Source organism: Vibrio tubiashii ATCC 19109 (genome assembly GCF_000772105.1).
Classification (GTDB): domain Bacteria; phylum Pseudomonadota; class Gammaproteobacteria; order Enterobacterales; family Vibrionaceae; genus Vibrio; species Vibrio tubiashii.
Genome location: NZ_CP009355.1, coordinates 1 through 20030 on the forward strand (window position 1 = coordinate 1; position 20030 = coordinate 20030).

Below are 20030 nucleotides of genomic sequence, written 5' to 3' on the forward strand. Positions count from 1 at the left end.
TATTAGATCCGTGTCACACTAGCCGTAATATCGCTATAGTTCCGAAAGAATAAAGAAAAAAAGATCATAAATAAAGAAAAAATTATTGCTTTTAAATAACTGATCTTTTTGATTAATCTGATCTTAATTGATTATATGATCTATTGATCCGAGCGTTACCAGGCTTGTAAGTGCATGTAGATAAAAGGATTTTTTTTTAACGCTTGGAAAGCATGATCATGAAAACCCCGAAAGCATGATCAATAAGTCTTTGAAAGCATGATCAAATATTACTAGAACGATGATCATCATTGATTCGAATCTATGATCAACGTGTCTATGAAAGCATGATCATCAGCCCTACACACTTTATCCACAAGACGAAGGATAACTGTTTGGGATGGACGGTGAAAGCTTGTCTTTTTCCTGTTCTCGTTTGCGAAAGAATGATCAAGGAAGAGGATGTAATTGCGGATATTGATTACTCTCTGAACAATATCTTTAGTTGAACGACAAGTTGCCTATTTTGTTGTGCCTTATTCGCTAGTCTTTATTGTTCCGAAAGCATGATCAAGTAAATGACATCGTTCCTGCATTGATTAAGCTGTCATTCAACAATTCGTTCTCTTAATGCCTTATCGGCTCTTATCTCTTAGTCCATCTGCATTCGTCCGTAATTCGATGGTATTTTTTCATGCTTCCGGTAGATAGTGTTACTTGATCATTGTTCCGATCTTTGATCATTTGTTTAGGATCTAGAATCCCTTTGTTTCTGAGCTGAAAATTCCTTGATCATCGTTCCCTAAACATCAAAACTTGCCGAAAGCATGATCACCATGCCTTCCTTGATCATTGTTCCAATAAAGTTCTAGCGCGGTGTATTTCTAGCATGAACGAGTTTGGCTACTTGGTTGGAGGCTTTTTCATTTTGCTGCGCGACTTAAGTCAAAATTGCACCAACCGTAAAATAGAGCTAATTCTTAATCGTTCCGGAGAGGTAGCTGATTAGATGCATTTACTATTATTTTTACATTGTAAATAAGTGATGCTGTAACACTTTTATTGTTGTCAGACTTTAAGGTTGTTATAAAGAACTTTTTAACAATGATTTGACCTGTTTTTGCTCTTTGACTTTAAAATACATGTCGTATTTCTATTTAATGTGATTAATATCTATAATTGCATGTTCACCTTTTTATTGTGTGTTGTGCAAAGTGCTGTACAATAATCATCAGGTCACTACTAACGGAATTTGGCAAATGAAACGAGAACATACGATTGAGAGTCTCATTCAGCTAGCAGAAAAAACAGCTCAGGTTCAAGCTGATCGTATCGAAATAGTTTTGGAAGAACGCAGCGATGAGCATTTTCCTCCAATGTCGAAAGCGTTGATGGAAACGCGTTCAGGCTTAACTCGACGTAAATTGGATGATGCAATTAGCAAGCTTGAAGAGTCTGGCCACCAATTCACTAAGAATAATGCCAACCATTATTCAATCTCTTTGCAAGAAGCGCATATGTTGATGGATGCGGCGGGCATCCCTAAGTTTCATGAACGTAAGAAGAATGGTGACAATAAGCCATGGATCATCAACGTACAAAACCAAAAGGGTGGTACAGGTAAGTCGATGACAGCGGTACACCTTGCGGCTTGCTTAGCGCTGAATTTAGATAAGCGTTACCGTATTTGTCTTATCGATTTAGATCCTCAAGGGTCACTACGTCTATTCTTAAACCCACAAATTAGTCTGACCGACCACGACAACATCTATTCAGCCGTTGATATCATGTTGGATAATGTGCCAGAAGGGGTGGAAGTCGATAACGAGTTCCTACATAAAAATGTCCTGCTGCCCACACAGTATCCAAACTTAAAGACGGTTTCTGCTTTCCCTGAAGATGCGATGTTTAACGCTGAAGCGTGGCAACACTTATCGCAGAATCAGTCTTTGGATATCGTGAAGCTGCTGAAGGAAAAACTGATCGATCAGATTGCTGACGACTTCGATGTCATCATGATTGATACTGGCCCACACGTCGATCCACTGGTATGGAACGCTATGTACGCCTCAAACGCGCTACTGATTCCGTGTGCTGCGAAGCGTTTGGACTGGGCATCAACGGTTAACTTCTTCCAGCATTTGCCAACCGTTTACGAAATGTTCCCAGAAGATTGGCAGGGTCTTGAGTTTGTTCGTCTAATGCCGACTATGTTTGAAGATGACAACAAAAAGCAGGTCGCAGTATTAACCGAAATGAATTATTTATTAGGTGACCAAGTAACGATGGCGACTATTCCTCGTAGCCGCGCTTTTGAAACATGTGCTGATACCTACAGCACGGTATTTGACTTGACGACAGGCGACTTTGAAGGGGGTAAGAAAACCCTAGCGACTGCGCAAGATGCGGTGCAAAAAAGTGCATTAGAACTTGAACGAGTTCTGCATAGTCATTGGTCATCATTAAATCAGGGGTAATTAGAAAATGGCAATTAAAACTTCAGATTTAAACGCGAGATTATTTGGCAAGGCGAATAAGCGTCATGTCACTACACCGCAAGAAGCGCAACAAGCGGCGAAAGAACAAGCTCAGGTGATTGAACTTGCCGTTGCTGGTGAAGAGAAAGTTCAATTCGAATTAGTGCGTATTCCTGCTGAAAAAATAGGTGAGTCAACGGTTGTATTTGCAGAAAACGCTCGTGAGCAGTCGTTCTTAAACGAACATGCGTTATCAGATGTGTTGGTTACGTTAAAAGAGCGTGGTCAGCAATATCCAGCAGTCGGTCGTCGACGTGAAGATGGCAAGATTGAAGTCCTCGATGGTAGTCGCCGTCGCATGTCTTGTATTCTTGCAGACAAAGAGTTCATGATTTATGTCGGAGAGAATATTAGCACTGAACACGCTAAGTTCTTGTCTGACGTCGCGAACGCTCATAAACCTTTGTCTTTGTATGAGAAAGGTCGCGAGATGCTAGCTAAACTGGAAAGTGGGGAAGCTGAAGACCAAAAAGCTTTAGCCAAGATGTTCCAGTGCAGTGAAGCACTAGTGAGTGGCGCACTCAAAGCTGCTGATCTTCCGCTTGAACTTCTACAAGCTTACCCAAATGTGGCTGAGCTAGGCCGCCCAACAATCGTTAAACTGCATAAGCAATTTAATGCTTTGGAGTCAGATAAGCAGAGCAAACTTCTCAATAAGTGCAGCTCAGATGAAGGTTTTGTTTGGCAGCGTACTCAATCTCAAGGGGTGGCTCGAATCACTAAAGAAGTGACAGAAACCATCGAAGCTTGGATTGAAGAGCTATCACCAACTAAGAAATCCGCCGTGGCTAAAACAGAGTTAGTGAAGGGTCGCGCTAGCTATACCCGCAAAGGGAGCAACTTGACGTTAAACTTGAAAAAGGTTGATGACGCTTTGATGCAAGAGTTACTAGACCTAGTTGCGAAGAAGCTACACTAAGTCATCACACTCATTTATTAAGCCGCTATTTGCGGCTTTTTTTATGCCATAATATCGCTAATTCCAATCTTATCGCGCTTATGAGTTCATGACTGCAATCAAAGACTATTTTTCCAATTTACTCGCGTTATCCGCTAAGTCTAATCATCGTTATGGTGTCGTCTTACAAGGTAGTGAACATTGGCAGATGCAATGCCTCGATACGCTCTTTTCTTTGGTTGCGAGTAAGAATGTTTTCTTCCTAGGAGGTGACAGTAAACATGAAGTTGAAAAGCATGTCAGTTACAAGAAAGGCCAACAACTCTTAGGGCAGGAATGCCTATTGTTGTGCTGTGATTTCCGAGATGGGTTTGACGCCAATAGTTTCACTGCCGCAACAGGCTGTGTAAGAGGCGGCGGACTGGTGATTATTCTACCAGAGCAAGTTAGCAATCCAACGCTCGCTCACAGATGGCTAGATAACGCTTTTCACAATCTCATTTTGGTTGAAGAGGGCAGCGAGCTATCAATACCTCAGTGCGGTGGAAATCAAGCGCATGATAAGTTCAAGCAGCAAAACCAAGCCATTGAGAAGATCCTCAAAGTCGTTGAAGGGCATCGTAAGCGTCCTCTTGTGATGACTGCCGATCGTGGTAGAGGAAAAAGCAGTGCGTTGGGTATTGCTGCCGCGAAACTCATGCAAGAACGGTCTATCCATATTGTGGTGACTGCGCCGAGTTTAGCGACCGTTCAGCCAGTTTTTGAGCATGCCCAAAGGCTACTATCTCAAGCTACTGCGGATAAAGGTCGGCTTCAATTTCAGCAATCAGTGCTAGAGTTTGTCGCCCCCGATGAATTGCTTCGCAGCCAGCAAGCGTGTGATTGTTTGTTTGTCGATGAAGCATCTGCTATCCCAATCCCGATGTTGAAAACCATGGTTGAGCAGCATCATCGCGCTGTCTTTTCTACCACGATTCATGGTTATGAAGGATGTGGCCGAGGCTTTACGGTTAAGTTCCAAACTTGGCTCAAGCAACAGCGCCCAGGCGCACAGTTTTTCCATCTAGATGCGCCAATCCGCTGGAGTGTGGGAGATCCGCTTGAGCAGTGGCTTTTTGATGCGTTCTTATTAGATGCTGATTTGTCCGATGTGAAACAGCAAGCTTCGTTGAATCAACTTATTCAGCTCGATAAGCAGATGCTCGTCGATCAGCCTTCGATTCTTAGAAGGTGTTTTGCTTTGTTGGTGAATGCTCATTATCAGACCTCACCCAATGACTTAATGTTGTTGCTAGAAGATGATGCGATACAGTTGCACGCGATATTGGATGATGACCAATGCCTTGGTTGCATGCTCACCGTCGAGGAAGGGAAATTGACCCCAGAACTTGTTGAGCAAGTTCAATTAGGTAAGCGTCGTCCCCGTGGGCAACTAGTTCCTAGTCTATTAGCCAATCAACTGGGCATGACTGAGGCCGCTCTGCAGTCGAGCCAAAGAATCATGCGTATCGCTGTTCACCCTAGTATGCAGAGAGCAGGCATCGGCAAGGCAATGATCAAGCAACTTATCCAGAGTGGAGGTTACGATTTTTATTCCACCAGCTTTGGTGCTACTGCGGAATTGGTCGATTTTTGGCGTAGCTGTGGGTTTACTTCGGCTAAGCTAGGCAGTCAAAGAGAGCAGGCGAGTGGTACATATTCACTCGTCATGGTGAATGGTGGTCTAGATTGGCGTCATCAAATAGAGGATTACTTTGACCTCTCTTTTCAATATGCCGTGAGTGAAACTTACCGTGAACTTGAGATTGAACTTGTCCGTAGTTTACTCACAAAAGATAATGCTTCCGTTGAAAAGCCTAACTTGAATAGCCTAGTAAAACATTATTGTCACGGCGGAGCGAGCTTCGATAGCGTCGTGCCACTACTTGATTCATGGTGGAAGAGCTCTCCTCATATCCTCGGTAACATGAGTGACTTGTTCATTCGAAAAGTGGTTCAGCGAAGAGACTGGCAATGGTGTGCAAAGGAGTTTGGTTTTGCGGGGAGTAAGCAAATCGAACAAGAGTTTAGAGCCCAACTTCTCTCTTCAATCACTAGTGGCAACTAGGTTAGTGGTTTCGTCTCTCCAATTTACACTGTAAAAGGGTATCGCCTTCGCAACTAGAGTTGAGAATTTACAGTGTAAACAACGACTTTTTTACACTGTAAATTGAAATCATGCTTCACAAAGTTCCTCAAAATTGATTCATCTATCGAAAAAAGTCATATTTTTTTGAAACGATGCAACTTAATGTAATTATCTAAAAAGTATAGATAAACTCCGATAGCTTTAATTCTATCAACAAAGACTCATCCATATTCCGTATATAAGCAACTTGCGAATTAATGATTCCTTCCTACACTCATTCTTAAGCAACATGCTTAATATCGGCTAGGAATAATAACAAAGTAGTTAAGGTTGAAAACATGGAATGTTTGTTACCTGAGTCATTAGATATCTCTATGGTACTCGACTCCGCGACCCAATACAAAACTTGGCTTGCTCAAGACAATCAACTCAATGTAGATGCGTCACATGTCAGCCGCGTTGATGCTGCTGGTATTCAGGCGTTGGCGTCATTATTCCTCTCTGCCAAATCCAATCAGATAGACATTCAACTAGTACAACCTACTCCGTCACTGATCGAAGGTATTAGTACACTTGGACTGGATGATCAGTTTGATATGAACACTGAAGTTGGAGAACTGTAAATATGACTAAAATTCTAGCTGTGGATGATTCCGTCTCAATTCGTCAGATGGTGAGTCACACTTTGCGCGATGCAGGGTATGACGTTGAAACCGCCAACGATGGGAGAGATGCGTTAAGCAAGGTGACAACATCCAAATTTGATGTGGTGATATCCGATGTCAACATGCCAAATATGGGAGGCTTCGAGTTAGTGAAGGCACTGCGTGAAAAGCCGCAATACAAATTTATCCCGATTTTGATGCTGACGACCGAAACCAGTACAGATAAAAAACAACAAGGTAAGTCAGCGGGAGCAACTGGTTGGTTAGTGAAACCGTTTAACCCAGATACGCTACTAAAAACACTAAAACGCGTCATCTAAACGGTTTTTTCTCACAGTAACGTCAATTGGTGAGGCTACAATATGGCTTTAGATATGGAACAGCTGCGCAAGATGTTTTACGAGGAGTGTCGTGAAAATCTTGAAGTGCTGGAAGATGTATTACTTAACTTAGATCCGACTCAGGTAGAAGAAGAGTCAATCAACACCATATTTCGCGCTGCCCATTCAATCAAGGGTGGGGCAGGGACGTTTAATCTACTTGATATCAGCGAGTTTACCCATAACGTCGAAGCCTATCTCGATTTGGTGCGCAACAATGAGCGTTCACTTTCCGCTGAAACGATCGACCTACTGCTTAAAAGTGGTGACTGTATTCACAGCATGCTCGAAGGTCACGAGTTGGGTAACGAAGTTAACGTCGCGCTAAAAGAAGAAGTCGGACTTAAATTAGCCAAGTTACTCGGTGAAGCTCCAACAGATACCGCAGATGTTCATCCGGAACAGAATCAAGAAGCTAGTGACACGAATTCTAACCAACCTTGGAAGATCACCTTCTCTCCTCATCCTGAAATGTTTTTCAGTGGTAATGACCCATTACGTATTCTGCGCGAGCTGAAAGATCTTGATGAGTCTTGCCAGATTATTGCGGATACAACAAAGCTACCTGAAATCGATGACATTGAAGCTGAACTCTGTTTCCTCTCTTGGACAGCAGAGCTAGATAGCGGCGTCGAAGAGGCGCAAATTCAAGAAGTGTTTGAGTGGGTAGAAGATGAGTGTGATCTAACGATTGAAAAAGCGCCTGCTCCGCAAGCGGAAGAACCGTCCGCAGATATTGTTGAAAATGCTGCAGAGCAAACTCAAGCAGAGAGCGTAGAAAATCCTGCTTCGAAAGTTGCGAATACAGCAAAAAGCAAAGAACCAAACAAATCGACTAAGGTGGCTAAATCAGATTCTAATGTGAGTTCTATTCGCGTCGATATCGATAAAGTCGATAGCTTGATCAACTTAGTCGGTGAGCTCGTGATTACACAATCCATGCTGACAGAAATAGGCAACGACTTCACGATTGAAAAGCTAGAGAAGCTCAAGACTGGCTTAGATCAGCTACTGCAAAACAGCAAAGACCTGCAGGAAAATGTCCTTAATATCCGCATGTTACCGATGAGCTTTGCGTTCAGTCGTTTTCCTCGTCTTGTCCGTGACTTATCGAGCCGACTGGATAAACAGGTCGATTTGCAAATAAAAGGTGAGCAGACCGAGTTGGACAAAACGGTTCTAGAGCGCATTGTTGACCCTTTAGTTCACTTAGTCAGAAATGGTATCGATCACGGAATCGAGCAGCCTCAGCAGCGTCTAGATGCAGGTAAAAGCGAAATGGGAACCATTGGGCTTAATGCTTATCACCAAGGTGGCTCGATAGTTATCGAAATCAAGGATGATGGTGCGGGGCTCAACTGTGACAAGCTATGGAACAAAGCTTTAGAAAAAGGCGTACTTGCCGCCGAATCTCGCCGCGAAGAGTATTCCGATAAACAGATCATGAACCTGATCTTTGCCCCTGGTTTTTCAACCGCTGAAGAAGTCTCAGATATCTCTGGTCGCGGTGTAGGTATGGATGTCGTGCGCCGAAATATCGAAGAGCTTGGCGGACATATTGAAGTGGAATCTGCGCTGGGTGAAGGAAGCTGCTTTACCATTAGCTTGCCTTTAACCCTTGCTATTCTCGACGGACAGCTAGTACGAGTGGGTGGGGAAGTGTATGTGATCCCACTCCTTACGATTGTTGAGTCAATTCAAATTGATCCTAATTGTATCAAGCTCGCCTCTGGAGGAATCGAACTTTATCGCCTCCGTGAAGAAAACATTCCAATTCTTCGTCTTCAAGATGAGCTCGAAATGGGCAATAGCGAAGGTTTAGAGCAGCGTATTCTCTGTTTTGTTGAAGCCGCTGGTAATCGAGTCGGTCTATTGCTTGATGAACTGCTGGATCAGCAACAAGTGGTCATTAAGAGCTTGGAGTCCAATTACAGCAAAGTCGCGGGTATCTCGGGTGCGACCATTTTAGGGGATGGCTCGGTATCGCTTATTCTCGATATTCAGGGACTGATCACCAACTTCTTGAAAAAAGCCTCTGAAACCACTCACAAAGGCGTGGCTGCCTAAGGAGCGAGCATGGAAGCAGTGACCAGCGAAGTAACCAATATTCATGATATGTCAGATGCCGCTAAGCAGAATATTGAAGCTCAGGCGGAAACATTGTTAGACAACGTCAGTGGAGAAGTTAGCGAAAGCGCCGACTTTCTCAGCTTTAAACTCGCTCACGAGTTGTATGGCGTAGAAATCAAAGATGTGGAAGAGATTCGAGTCTGGGAGCGCCCAACCCCAATACCAAGAGCACCTCAATATGTGCGTGGGGTTATTAACTTGCGTGGAATGATTGTCCCTGTGGTGGATCTCAGGTTGAGGTTCGCTGTCGGATCTAATGATTATCGTCCGACAACCGTTGTTATTGTACTCCGCTACAGCGATGAAGATCAGGAGCGCTTGATGGGGCTTGTGGTCGACGGGGTGAGTGATGTAGTTAGTCGTGGCGACAACGATCTCTACCCTGCGGTTGGAGAGTCTAAAGTCACACCTTACTTGCAAGGTCTGATCAATGTGGGTGACCACGTTATGTCACTACTCGATACTGAAGAGCTACTCAATATCGACCGAATTCTGAGGGCTGAATAATGATTATGACAGAAGAGTTTCTCAGCTTTGTATTGGAAGACGAAGAGTATGGTGTGCCTATTTTGGATGTACGAGAAGTTCGCGGATGGAATGCCGTTCGTGAAGTTCCGAATTCTCCAGAATACATGAAAGGCGTGCTAGAGATTCGAGGCGAATACGTGCCTATCGTCGATCTCAGAATGCGCTTTGGCTTGTCTCCGGCAAAGATAAGTTCGACGACGGTTGTCATCGTGCTAAATGATTCACATAAACACCCGCTTGGCATCATTGTCGACGGCGTGTCAGAAGTTTACCCGTTAACAGAAGAACAAATAAAACCGTCACCCCATGTTTCCACCAGCGTCGATCATAGCTACGTGCGCGGTATTGCATCGGTGACTAACGGGCATTTAATACTTATTCACTTGGAGGCTCTATTTGATGTTGTCGAGCTTCCTGTACCCAACCAAGAGGAAGAGAGTTGGGCCTAATACCAAGATGAATGTGGTCTATTCGTTTCGGTAAAACACGTCAGAAGAAGCAACCAGTGAGGGAAAACTCATGGCATTTTGGAATCGGAAAACAGCGCCTGCTGCTCAATTTGAAGCACCTACGCAGGACACACTAACTGAAGAATTTGAACCTGAGCACGAACAAGGTGTCACCAAGGAACAGCTGTTCTCTGCATTAAATGCAGCGCAAACGGCTTTGATGATGATTGACCGTGATTTCAATATCACCTATCTCAATCAAAAATCAGTCGATCTGCTAAAAACTCATGAAGCTTTGTTTCAATCCATCTGGCCCAATTTTCGTGCTACGGAAGAATTTTTATTAGGCTACTGCATTGACTTGTTCCATTCGAATCCAAGTCATCAGCGCCAGATGTTGTCTAACCCATCCAATCTGCCTTATACCACCAACATTCAAGTGAAAGACGTTCTGATTGAGCTTAACGTCGGCGCGATTATCGATGCTCAAGGCAACTATGTCGGTAACACTCTTGAATGGTCTGACGTAACAGAGAGCGTGAAACAAAACAATGAGATCTCTCGCCTACAAGCTGCTGTAAACCAAGCTCAGACAGCAATGGTTATGATTGATAGAGACTTTCAAATTACCTATGCGAACCAAGAGACTATCACTCTGTTTAAGAAACACGAAGCGACAATGCGAACCGTCTGGTCTGGCTTTACGGCGAGTGAAGAATGGTTAATGGGGCGTTGTATTGATGAGTTTCATAGAAACCCTGCTCACCAGCGTCAACTTCTCGCTGATCCAAGCAACTTACCATACAGCACAGACATCACCATAGCGGATATAAAAATTGAGCTAAACGTTGCCGCTATCCATGATGCTCAAGGGAATTATATTGGCAATACTCTTGAGTGGCGTGATGTGACGGAAGAACGTGCTCAAGAAGAAGAGATTGGTCGCTTAGCCTCTGCTGTTTCTGGAATGACAACGAATCTAATGATGGCAAATAAGGACGGTATCATCACTTATCTTAATCCTGCCTTACAGACCCTACTGAGTAGTCGTGAGAGAGATCTCAAAGAGGCACTCCCAGGTTTTGATGCCAGTAATCTCGTTGGTAGGAACATTGATGTTTTCCACAAGAATCCTGCTAATCAACGTAGCATTATCAATAATCCAGACAGACTTCCTTTCTCATCAAATATAGCTGTAGGCGGGTTGGAGTTTAATCTTACCTGTATCGCAATGCGTGATGGTGAAGGTAACTATATTGGACCCGCGCTCCAGTGGGTCGATATTACCGAGCAGCAAGATGGTCAGCGCCAAGTCGAATCACTGATTCAGAAAGCCATTGCAGGTGAATTAAATGAGCGTATTGATACCAGTGTCTATAACGGTTTTATGAAAGAACTTGGTGATGGAATCAATAACTTGCTCGATACCATGGTGACACCTATTGGGCAATGTATCGATGTGATGAGTCAAGTCGCTGATGGCAATCTTAATACCACTATGCCGGAAGATAATACCGGTGAATTTGCCCGACTCTCCAATGCGGTGAACACCTCAATCCTCAACTTAAGGAACATGGTTGACAAGATTACTCAATCTTCTGCTCGAGTTGCGACAGCATCTACAGAGATTGCTGAAGGTAATAATGACCTTAGCCAACGTGTAGAAGCTCAAGCTTCCAACTTAGAAGAGACTGCGGCAAGTATGGAGCAGATGACGGCAACTGTGCGTCAAAATGCGGACAATGCGAAGGGCGCTAACGAGCTGTCTGATGATGCAGCGAAAAAAGCTGGTAAGGGGGGCGAAGTCGTTGGACAGGCAGTTTCTGCTATGGCTGAGATTAATACCGCCAGTAAGAAGATTGCTGACATCATTGGCGTTATCGATGAGATTGCTTTCCAAACCAACTTACTCGCACTAAACGCCGCGGTAGAGGCTGCGCGAGCGGGTGAACAAGGTAGAGGCTTCGCGGTGGTTGCGGGTGAAGTTCGTAACTTAGCACAGCGTAGTGCGGCGGCGGCGAAAGAGATTAAAGGCTTGATCAAAGACAGTGTTGAGAAAGTCGATGAAGGCTCTCGTTTAGTCGACGAATCAGGAGAAACGCTCAACGAAATCGTCGAAGCGGTGCAAAAAGTGACAGAGCTTATCGCACAAATTGCCTCTTCTAGTCTTGAGCAATCTACGGGTATTGATGAGATTAATCGCTCTATCACCACTATGGATGAGATGACTCAGCAAAATGCTTCTTTGGTTGAAGAAACCTCAGCGGCGAGTCAGTCACTTAAAGATGAAGGTAAAGAGCTACTCCACCTAATGAACTTCTTTGCCACTGACAATAATGTCACCACATTTGAATCAAAGCCCAAAGGTAAGGGGGCTCGCGATACCAATATCCGTGAGATTCGAACACCGAAAGTGGCGAACTCAAGCTTCAAGCTTGAAGAGGATGGAGACGAATGGGAAGAGTTCTAGCTCAAACTGAGAGTGCGATGCCAGACAACGAAGAGTTCGAACTGACTGCAAAAGACTTCAAGTTTATTCAGTGGTTCATGCACAAGAACGTGGGCATCTTCTTCTCAGATCGAAAAAGAACCATGGTGTATGGAAGGGTTAGCCGTCAGCTTAGGCGGCTAGGCCTCAAGCGTTTTAGTGAGTATCGCCAAGTTATAGAACAAGACCCGCAAGAGCAGGTTAACTTTATCAACTGTTTAACCACCAATAAAACGCAGTTTTTCCGCGAGTATCACCACTTTGAGTTTATCGAAAAAGTCTTAATGAAAGAGTGGCGTCAACAAGGGGTTAAAAGACTTAAAGTTTGGTCTGCTGGGTGCTCTACAGGGGAAGAGCCCTATAGCTTAATTTCATCCTTACATTGGGCGAACGCGCTATCCCAATTTGATGACGTCAGCCTTACTGCCACGGATCTCGACACCAAAGTTTTGGCGCATGCAAAACAGGGTATTTATAGCGATGAGGCCATCGCAAGCATACCCAAAAAATATCTTAAACCCTGTTTTGTGCGGGGGGTAGGGCAGTATCAAGGTAGTCTTAAGTGCAAAGCTGGCCTACAAAAAAGAATCAATTTTCATCGGTTGAACTTACTTGAAAAGTGGAACTTTGAGGATAAGTTTGACCTCATCTCATGTCGCAATGTGATGATTTATTTTGATAGGCAAACCCAAGAAAAGTTAATTAAACGCTTTCATCAGCAGTTAAAACCCGATGGGGTACTGTTTTTAGGTCATTCAGAGGGTGTGCCTGCGAGCTTAGATATCTTTCATCATCTAGGACATACCATTTACGTAAAAAAGTAGGCACTGACAATGAACTGGGCAAGAACTGAAACACCCAAGTACGAAAACAGTCACTTTAATCGCTTCTACCATCCTTCTAAAGAAAAGCACATTGTGAAGGTGTTTCCTGGCGGGGTTTATTGCAGCAGTAAGACCGATGAAATTATTGCCACTGGGTTAGGTTCTTGTATAGCGGCTTGTGTCTGGGATTTAGAAGCCGCGGTTGGAGGAATGAACCACTTCTTACTGCCTTTCGACAATAAGTCGCAGTTAAAAACGTGGAAGCCAGAAGAGGTCGTGTCTACTGCCTCTCGCTACGGCAGCTACGCAATGGAAATGTTGATCAACGCACTAATCGAAAGAGGAGCAAGACGTAGCAACTTACAGGTCAAGCTGTTTGGCGGTGCCCAAATGTTAGGACGTAACAGCATGGTCGGGGAAAAGAATATCGCTTTTATTTTGAGTTATGTTGAGCAGGAGGGATTGAATGTTGTCGCGCAAGACTTAGGAGGGTTAGAGCCTCGAAAAGTGTTGTTTGATCCTATCAGCGGAAAAGCTTGGCTTAAACGTATTCCATTTACCGAAGTACATAACCTGCAACACCAAGAAGAAAAATATGCCAGTCAGTTGGATAAAGAGAGTCATCGCCCACATGACGATGACGTGGAGCTGTTCTAATGAAAAAAATAAAAGTCTTGATTGTCGATGATTCCCCAGTGTTTAGAGCATTACTATCACAGCTTATTAACTCAGACCCAGAGCTACAGGTTGTTGCTATGGCAGAAGATCCATTTCAAGCGCGAGATCTGATTAAGCAGCACAATCCTGATGTTATTACTCTAGATATTGAGATGCCAAAAATGAATGGGGTTCAGTTTCTAAAGAATCTTATGCGTCTGCGCCCGATGCCTGTTGTCATGATATCGACACTCACTCAGCATGGGGCTGAGGCGACGTTAGCGGCTTTAGAGCTTGGCGCGGTTGATTATTTTCCTAAGCCTTCTGTCGAAAGTACCGCTGAGATGGTTAACTACAAGCAACTGGTTAACGAAAAGATAAAAATGGCTGCTGGGGCTAATGTGACTGGTAATAGTTCTGTGGTTGAAACTGAAGTATTAACCACGCCCAAGAGCCATAGTAAAGTTGAAGTGATAGCGATTGGTGCTTCAACTGGCGGAACGGAAGCCGTGAAGCAGGTGCTATCGGCATTGCCCGCAGGACTCCCCCCTATCATCATTACTCAACATATTAGCGCTATGTTCTCGACCTCTTTTGCTGCGCGGCTTAACGAGCATAGCAAGATTAATGTTAAAGAATTAAGTGCGAATAGAGCACCCTTGGTCAATGGTTGCGCTTATCTTGCTCCTGGTGATAAACACCTCGTCGTTGTACGTCGTGGTAATCATCTTTATTGCCAATTGGATGACCGACCCGCGGTGAATCGGCACAAACCTTCGGTGGACGTTATGTTTGATGCGGTTGCAGAAACCGTTGGCAAAAATGCAATCGGCGTCATTCTTACGGGGATGGGCAAAGATGGCGCGCAAGGAATGCTTCGCATGAAGCAAGCGGGTGGCAAGACTATCGCTCAAGATGAAGCCTCTTCGGTTGTTTGGGGAATGCCGCGTGTTGCAGTCGAGATGAATGCTGCTCTATCTGTGCTCGACCTGAAGCAAGTTCCCAAACAGATATGTCATTTCTTGTCTCCTGATGCTTAGTTAGGTGACATACAACCTCAAGGAAGACCGATGAAAGCTAAAATAAGTAATATAAAAACTCGATACTTCATCGCAATTGGGTCTCAAATAGTGCTTTTGTCTATTGCTATGAGTATGTCTACCTCGATAGCACATGTAGCGTTGACCGTACTTGCTGCGGCGATTCCATGGTTTGTGTTGCCTAAGCGATCGACAGGCGAAACACCTTCTGCAAAGGCGAGTGCTAACCCCCCCTCGTCTAACAGCACGCCTCCTAGTGAAATTTCACCAATGCTGAATTTGATTTCTCAGCAACTCATCAACCCGCTCGATCACCAGCGAAGTGTTGTCGATGAATCAGTAGAGACGCTAAACGAAAGCTACTTTGAACTGCAGAAGCTTGCGGAAGGACAGAACCAAATCACCACGGAATTGGTTGATAACTTACTGGGCAATCGCAACCAAGATAGCGATATCAGTCAAGTACTACCTAAGACTGAAGCGATTATTCGTCAATTTGTCGATACCTTAGTCAATGTTTCCGAAAAAAGTATCTCGGCTGTGCACAGCATCCATGATATGTCGGACAAACTAGATTCGGTATTTAAATTGCTTGCTCAGGTTAGAGGGCTATCCGAACAGACGAACCTTTTGGCACTTAATGCGGCGATTGAGGCGGCTCGCGCTGGTGAAGCGGGGCGCGGATTTGCGGTCGTCGCACAAGAGGTGCGCAATCTTTCACATAAAGCGAAAGAGCTCAACGATGAAATCGAGGCTGAAATCAATGTAGCGCAACAAACAGTGCAAGAAGCGAATAAGACGGTGGGTGAGATGGCTTCAATTGATATGACCGAAGCGATTGAATCAAAGGAGAAGGTCGACGAAATGCTGCGTGGCGTCCAACAAGTGAATACTTCAGTAGAGCAAGAAGTGCAGAAGATACGTTCAAGTGGTGATCTATTACATACCCAAGTTGATAATGGCATTCGAGCGCTACAATTTGCAGACATCATAGTGCAGCAAGGTGACTACGCTAAGCAGTCCGTCGCCTATCTTCAAGAGTTCATTGGCCTATGCGAACAATGGACTCGTCAAGACATCGAACAGCATGATTTTGCCGAGGCAGTCGCGGCGCTGCAATCTCAAATTGAAAGTAGGGGCGCACCTGCTGCATCACAAGAAAGCATTGAAGAAGGGGAAGTGGAGCTTTTCTAACCATTTACATACGTTCACTAGATAAGGTCAAAGGGGAAGAGAATGTCAGTAGAAACAGTGATTGATTCCGCAACCAAGCATGTCACCATTTTGATTGAAGGTGCGTTTGGATTTAATTTGGTTCAAGAATTTCGTCGTTGTTATAACGACCGCCAAGAGTTTCGTTTCACAATTGATCTGAGAAAAGTTGATTATATTGATAGTGCGGGCCTCGGTATGTTGCTCAATATGCACAACTACCTGGGTCAAGAGGATGGCATGATTCGGATAACCAATACCTTGCCACAGGTGAGAAAGATTTTAACCATATCTCGCTTTGATAAGAAATTTGCCATTGAGTAAAAACTCGGGGGTTAGCTATGCATGTAATGATCGTCGATGATCACGCGACCAATCGAGAGCTATGCCGATTCATGCTCAATCATCTAGCTGAAACTGTCTCTACGTTTGAAAATGGCGAAGGGGTGGTGGAGGCAATGAAAGAGATGGACAGTTTGCCTGATGTTATTCTGCTAGATGTGATGATGCCAATCAAAGATGGTTTCACTACAGCGGAAGAAATTAAGCATGCGTTTTCGGATGTTCATATTCCGATTATATTTCTCACGGTACTCGATGATCATGTCTCGTTTGAACGATGTTTAACCGTCGGAGATGACTTTATTCTTAAGCCGGTTGAGCGCAGTGTTTTGATCGCCAAAGTTCAAGCTCATTGCCGTATCGTAAGGATGCACAATGAAGTGAAAGAGCAGCGAGATGAACTGAGCCAGTTCCGTGAGCAAGTCAGCTATGACTATGCGATTGCTGAGTCTATCTTCTCGAACCTAATGCATGAGATGAGCTCACAGGTTAAAAACATCTATGGCATTAATTATTTATCCACCCCTTCAACGGTATTTAATGGTGATTTGATCGTCGTTGCTAACCGTCCCCATGGCGGTGTGTATGTCATGATTGCTGATGCCACGGGTCATGGATTACCAGCAGCGATTTCAGCGATACCCGCAACCAGAGCCTTCTTTTCTATGGCAGCCAAAGGGCTCTCACTGGGTGAAATTGCACGAGAGATTAACGATGTATTGGTTCGTTTTCTGCCGATGGGGATGATGTTGGCAGCTAGCATCTTTGAAGTTCGTGCAAACGGGTTTGAAGTGTCTTGGTGGGGAGGCGGATTACCTGATGGCTACTTAATCGATAATGATGGCACAATTGTCAGAAGATTGACCTCTACCCATATGCCACTCGGGGTATTACAAACCCACGAATTTGAAGCTGATTTGCTTCACTTCAAACTGGAGCCTGACCAACAAATCATTTGCTACACAGATGGCGTTATCGAAGCGACCAATGAGTCTGGAGAGCAGTTTGGTCAAGAACGCCTAGAAGCCACATTTACCTGTGAGCAGTCGGTGATCCCTGTTCTCTACGAATCTGTACGTCAGTTTGCCGATAAGTCTGTGGGTGATGATTTATCGATACTGACTATGAAATTTCCTATTTTAAATGGTAATAATCAAGACGTTCCTACTGATCCTATTCAATACAACAAAATTCCTTGTAACTCCAAGCTTCGCCTAGATGGCAGTGTGCTACGCCAAGTGACTGTCATGACCGAGGTACGTAAATTTTTAGCGGGGATTTTAACCAGTGGTGCTCATTTAGACTTAGTGTGTTCTGTTCTCTCTGAGTTGTTTGCCAATGCTATCGACCACGGTTTACTCAAGCTTGATTCCTCGATCAAAGAGCAGCCGGATGGCTTCTTTCTGTTCTATCAAATGAAAGAAGAAAAAATAAAACAAATTGATGACGATACTTGGATTGAGCTCGGAGTGAACTATGATCCGAAGCAACAAAAAGTAACGTTTGAACTTGAGCACAACGGCGAGGGATTCGATTACGAGAAGGCCCATAACTCGTCAGGTCAGAACCTGACGCACGGTCGAGGCATTATTCTTGCTTCTGAATTATGTGATTCGTTAGAGTATTCCAAACAAGGCTGTCGTGTTACAGCTGTGTACTCTTTAGGTGCTGCTCATCACTTTCCGAGCTCTAGCTAACGTTATTTACAGTGTAAAAACGCCTTCTAGTGATGTACGCCTTAAATTGTCACACTCTTGATACAGTTGGAGGAATAACTTCTATACACTCAAGTAAGGAAGTACATAAGGCAGAATGGCATGTGGAACAAGTTTGTCGCTTTTTCTGAAGACAAGGAACAGGTAGTCGCGAAGTTATCACCAGATATCACGGTGGATAATAACTTCGACACCAGAGGGTTAAATGAAGCACTAGCAGCGATTGGTGCAGATGAGTACAAGCTGCTTGAAGATGAAGTTGCACGATTTATTAATCTCGCTAAAGAGATGAAGAGTGAAGCTTATGTCGGTATTTCGATTGCTGAAGTGCAAGATGCGACAGTCGAAGTCGTACTTTCAGAGCATGACATGTTGGCGAGTATGGTTGTGGTTGGTGCCTACAAAGGCAAGCCACTTCGTGGGCCGCAAATTGTTCAAGCTCTTGCACAGGCGCATGTCACCAAAGGAATTAACAAACTAGCACTAAAAAAAGTTCTGGTGATGAGTCATCAGTTAAAAGCGGGAGAAACCTTCACTCAAGCGGTTGCTAAAGGTAAAAACCCCGTCCAAGGCGTCGATGCTAAGTTTCTTCCTCTTGTCAAAGATCCAACCAAACAAGTTCTTGCCCCAAAAGCCTCTGATGAAGATGGTAAAGTGGATATGCTTAATCTAGGCGAAACCATTACCGTTTCTGCAAACGATCCTCTAATGAAAAGAGTTCCTGCAACAAAAGGTAAGCCAGGGATCACCGTCCAAGGGAAAGTTATTCCTCCTAAACCGGGCAACGACTCTGTACTTAAAGCGGGTAAAGGAACCAAAGTATCACCTGATAATCCCAATCTATTGGTCGCAGAAGTTTCCGGTATGCCTGTGTTAAAGGAAAAGAGCGTTGATGTGGAAGACGCGCTGTGTTTGCCAACAATCGGTGTTTCTACTGGGCACGTGAAGTTTAAAGGCAATGTGGTTGTGTTTGGCAACATTGAGTCCGATATGGTTGTTCGTACCACAGGCTCACTGACTGTCGGCGGTTTTATCGAGTCTGCTGATGTTCAGGCTCAAGGCGACATAGAGGTGGCGAAAGGTATTATTGGCCACAACGTATCTGAGGATGAGAAGAAAAGCTGTGTGGTGAAATCGGGTGGTTCAATTACAGCCAATTATGCGCAGTTTAGCGAATTGCAAGCGGCCACTGATATTCACCTTGCCGTACACTGTATGAATAATGAAGTACGATGCGGACACAATTTAGTAGTATGTGACGCGAATGAAAGACAAGGAACACTTAGCGGTGGTAGCGCAAAAGTCGGCGACAAAGTAACTTGTGTAAATCTTGGGGTTGAGGGTGACACCGCCACTCATGTACATGCCTTTGCTCGCTTCCAGATGTTTAAGGATAAGCAAGCTAAGTTGAAAGAGCAATACACCCAAGCGCAAGAAGCAACCATGGATATGGTTCGTAAGGAGTTGGAGTTAAAGAAAACTCCTAAATCAGAGCGTACTCCAGAACAGGAAGAGAAACTCGAAGCGGACAAGAGCGATGCCAATGCTCACCTAGAAAAAGTCAAACATGCTCGCGACACCCATGAGCAGGAGTTAGAAGTTGCATTAGAAGACTCTATCATTGAAGTGAAAGGCAAGGTCTATACTCACGTAACGGTTCAATTTGGCGAAGAGAAAGTTACGACCAAGCGAGTTCATGGGCCGAGTATATTTAACTTCAATCAGTTTGAAATTAAGTTCTCCTCTATGCTAGAGGAAGAAGATGTAGGGCAAGATGTTTAGTTACCTTCTCTGACACGAAGTACACCCGCGACATGCCGAGCGGGTGTGCTTATCTAAACGGCTCCGTTGCACCTTACAATAGGCATTTTTAAGCGCTCGTCTACCCGCAAACCAATCCTCAGGTTTTTCTAGAATTAAGTAGCCGTTAAACCGCTTGACTAGCACAGTTCGATACTCGTCAATGAACTTACTGTCGTAACCTATTTCAAAGTAATCTAACGCTTGCTCAATAGACGTGAAGCTAGCAATTTTCTTCTGCAGTTCGTTTTGACTCAT

The 20030-nt window shown here is 44.3% G+C and carries 17 protein-coding genes; 16 read left to right on the forward strand and 1 reads right to left on the reverse strand.

Annotated features, from left to right (window positions below):
* The first annotated feature begins 1238 nt into the window (after positions 1-1238).
* The 16 genes from IX91_RS15165 to IX91_RS15240 all read left to right on the forward strand — a co-directional run bounded on the left by IX91_RS15165 (position 1239) and on the right by IX91_RS15240 (position 19754).
* On the forward strand, positions 1239-2456 hold the full coding sequence (locus tag IX91_RS15165; RefSeq protein ID WP_004746316.1) for a ParA family protein: 1218 nt from the start codon (positions 1239-1241) through the stop codon (positions 2454-2456).
* 7 nt (positions 2457-2463) lie between these two features.
* Positions 2464-3435 (forward strand): ParB/RepB/Spo0J family partition protein, encoded by a 972-nt coding sequence (locus tag IX91_RS15170; protein WP_004746317.1) that lies wholly within the window; start codon positions 2464-2466, stop codon positions 3433-3435.
* An 88-nt stretch (positions 3436-3523) separates the two neighbouring features.
* On the forward strand, positions 3524-5521 hold the full coding sequence (locus tag IX91_RS15175) for a tRNA(Met) cytidine acetyltransferase TmcA (protein WP_004746319.1): 1998 nt from the start codon (positions 3524-3526) through the stop codon (positions 5519-5521).
* Positions 5522-5880: 359 nt separating this feature from the next.
* Complete coding sequence (locus IX91_RS15180) at positions 5881-6165, forward strand: STAS domain-containing protein (RefSeq protein ID WP_004746321.1); 285 nt, start codon at positions 5881-5883, stop codon at positions 6163-6165.
* Positions 6166-6167: 2 nt separating this feature from the next.
* Positions 6168-6527, forward strand: a complete 360-nt coding sequence (locus tag IX91_RS15185; RefSeq protein ID WP_004746322.1) for a response regulator — start codon at positions 6168-6170, stop codon at positions 6525-6527.
* 42 nt (positions 6528-6569) lie between these two features.
* Positions 6570-8654: a chemotaxis protein CheA gene (locus IX91_RS15190; protein ID WP_004746324.1), complete on the forward strand. Its 2085-nt coding sequence runs from the start codon at positions 6570-6572 to the stop codon at positions 8652-8654.
* Positions 8655-8663: 9 nt separating this feature from the next.
* Positions 8664-9224: a chemotaxis protein CheW gene (locus tag IX91_RS15195; RefSeq protein ID WP_004746326.1), complete on the forward strand. Its 561-nt coding sequence runs from the start codon at positions 8664-8666 to the stop codon at positions 9222-9224.
* Positions 9224-9694: a chemotaxis protein CheW gene (locus IX91_RS15200; protein WP_004746327.1), complete on the forward strand. Its 471-nt coding sequence runs from the start codon at positions 9224-9226 to the stop codon at positions 9692-9694. The genes IX91_RS15195 and IX91_RS15200 overlap by 1 nt, the downstream gene beginning before the upstream one ends.
* Positions 9695-9764: 70 nt before the next feature.
* Positions 9765-12164 carry an aerotaxis transducer Aer2 gene (aer2, locus tag IX91_RS15205; RefSeq protein ID WP_004746328.1) on the forward strand — a complete coding sequence of 800 codons (2400 nt, stop codon included), beginning with the start codon at positions 9765-9767 and terminating at the stop codon, positions 12162-12164.
* Complete coding sequence (locus tag IX91_RS15210) at positions 12149-13006, forward strand: CheR family methyltransferase (protein ID WP_004746330.1); 858 nt, start codon at positions 12149-12151, stop codon at positions 13004-13006. The genes aer2 and IX91_RS15210 overlap by 16 nt, the downstream gene beginning before the upstream one ends.
* 9 nt (positions 13007-13015) lie before the next feature.
* On the forward strand, positions 13016-13663 hold the full coding sequence (locus IX91_RS15215) for a chemotaxis protein CheD (RefSeq protein WP_004746331.1): 648 nt from the start codon (positions 13016-13018) through the stop codon (positions 13661-13663).
* Positions 13663-14703: a protein-glutamate methylesterase/protein-glutamine glutaminase gene (locus tag IX91_RS15220; RefSeq protein WP_004746333.1), complete on the forward strand. Its 1041-nt coding sequence runs from the start codon at positions 13663-13665 to the stop codon at positions 14701-14703. The genes IX91_RS15215 and IX91_RS15220 overlap by 1 nt, the downstream gene beginning before the upstream one ends.
* A gap of 30 nt (positions 14704-14733) precedes the next feature.
* Complete coding sequence (locus IX91_RS15225) at positions 14734-15897, forward strand: methyl-accepting chemotaxis protein (RefSeq protein WP_004746335.1); 1164 nt, start codon at positions 14734-14736, stop codon at positions 15895-15897.
* A gap of 42 nt (positions 15898-15939) precedes the next feature.
* Complete coding sequence (locus tag IX91_RS15230; protein ID WP_004746336.1) at positions 15940-16239, forward strand: STAS domain-containing protein; 300 nt, start codon at positions 15940-15942, stop codon at positions 16237-16239.
* A gap of 17 nt (positions 16240-16256) precedes the next feature.
* Complete coding sequence (locus IX91_RS15235; RefSeq protein WP_004746337.1) at positions 16257-17954, forward strand: ATP-binding SpoIIE family protein phosphatase; 1698 nt, start codon at positions 16257-16259, stop codon at positions 17952-17954.
* A 120-nt stretch (positions 17955-18074) separates the two neighbouring features.
* The gene (locus tag IX91_RS15240; protein ID WP_004746338.1) at positions 18075-19754 is read left to right on the forward strand and encodes a DUF342 domain-containing protein; all 1680 of its coding nucleotides are present in this window, start codon (positions 18075-18077) and stop codon (positions 19752-19754) included.
* Here the strand turns inward: IX91_RS15240 and IX91_RS15245 are convergent, their stop codons facing one another.
* Entirely contained in the window at positions 19755-20030 is a 276-nt protein-coding gene (locus IX91_RS15245; RefSeq protein WP_004746340.1) for a nitrogenase-stabilizing/protective protein NifW, read from the reverse strand.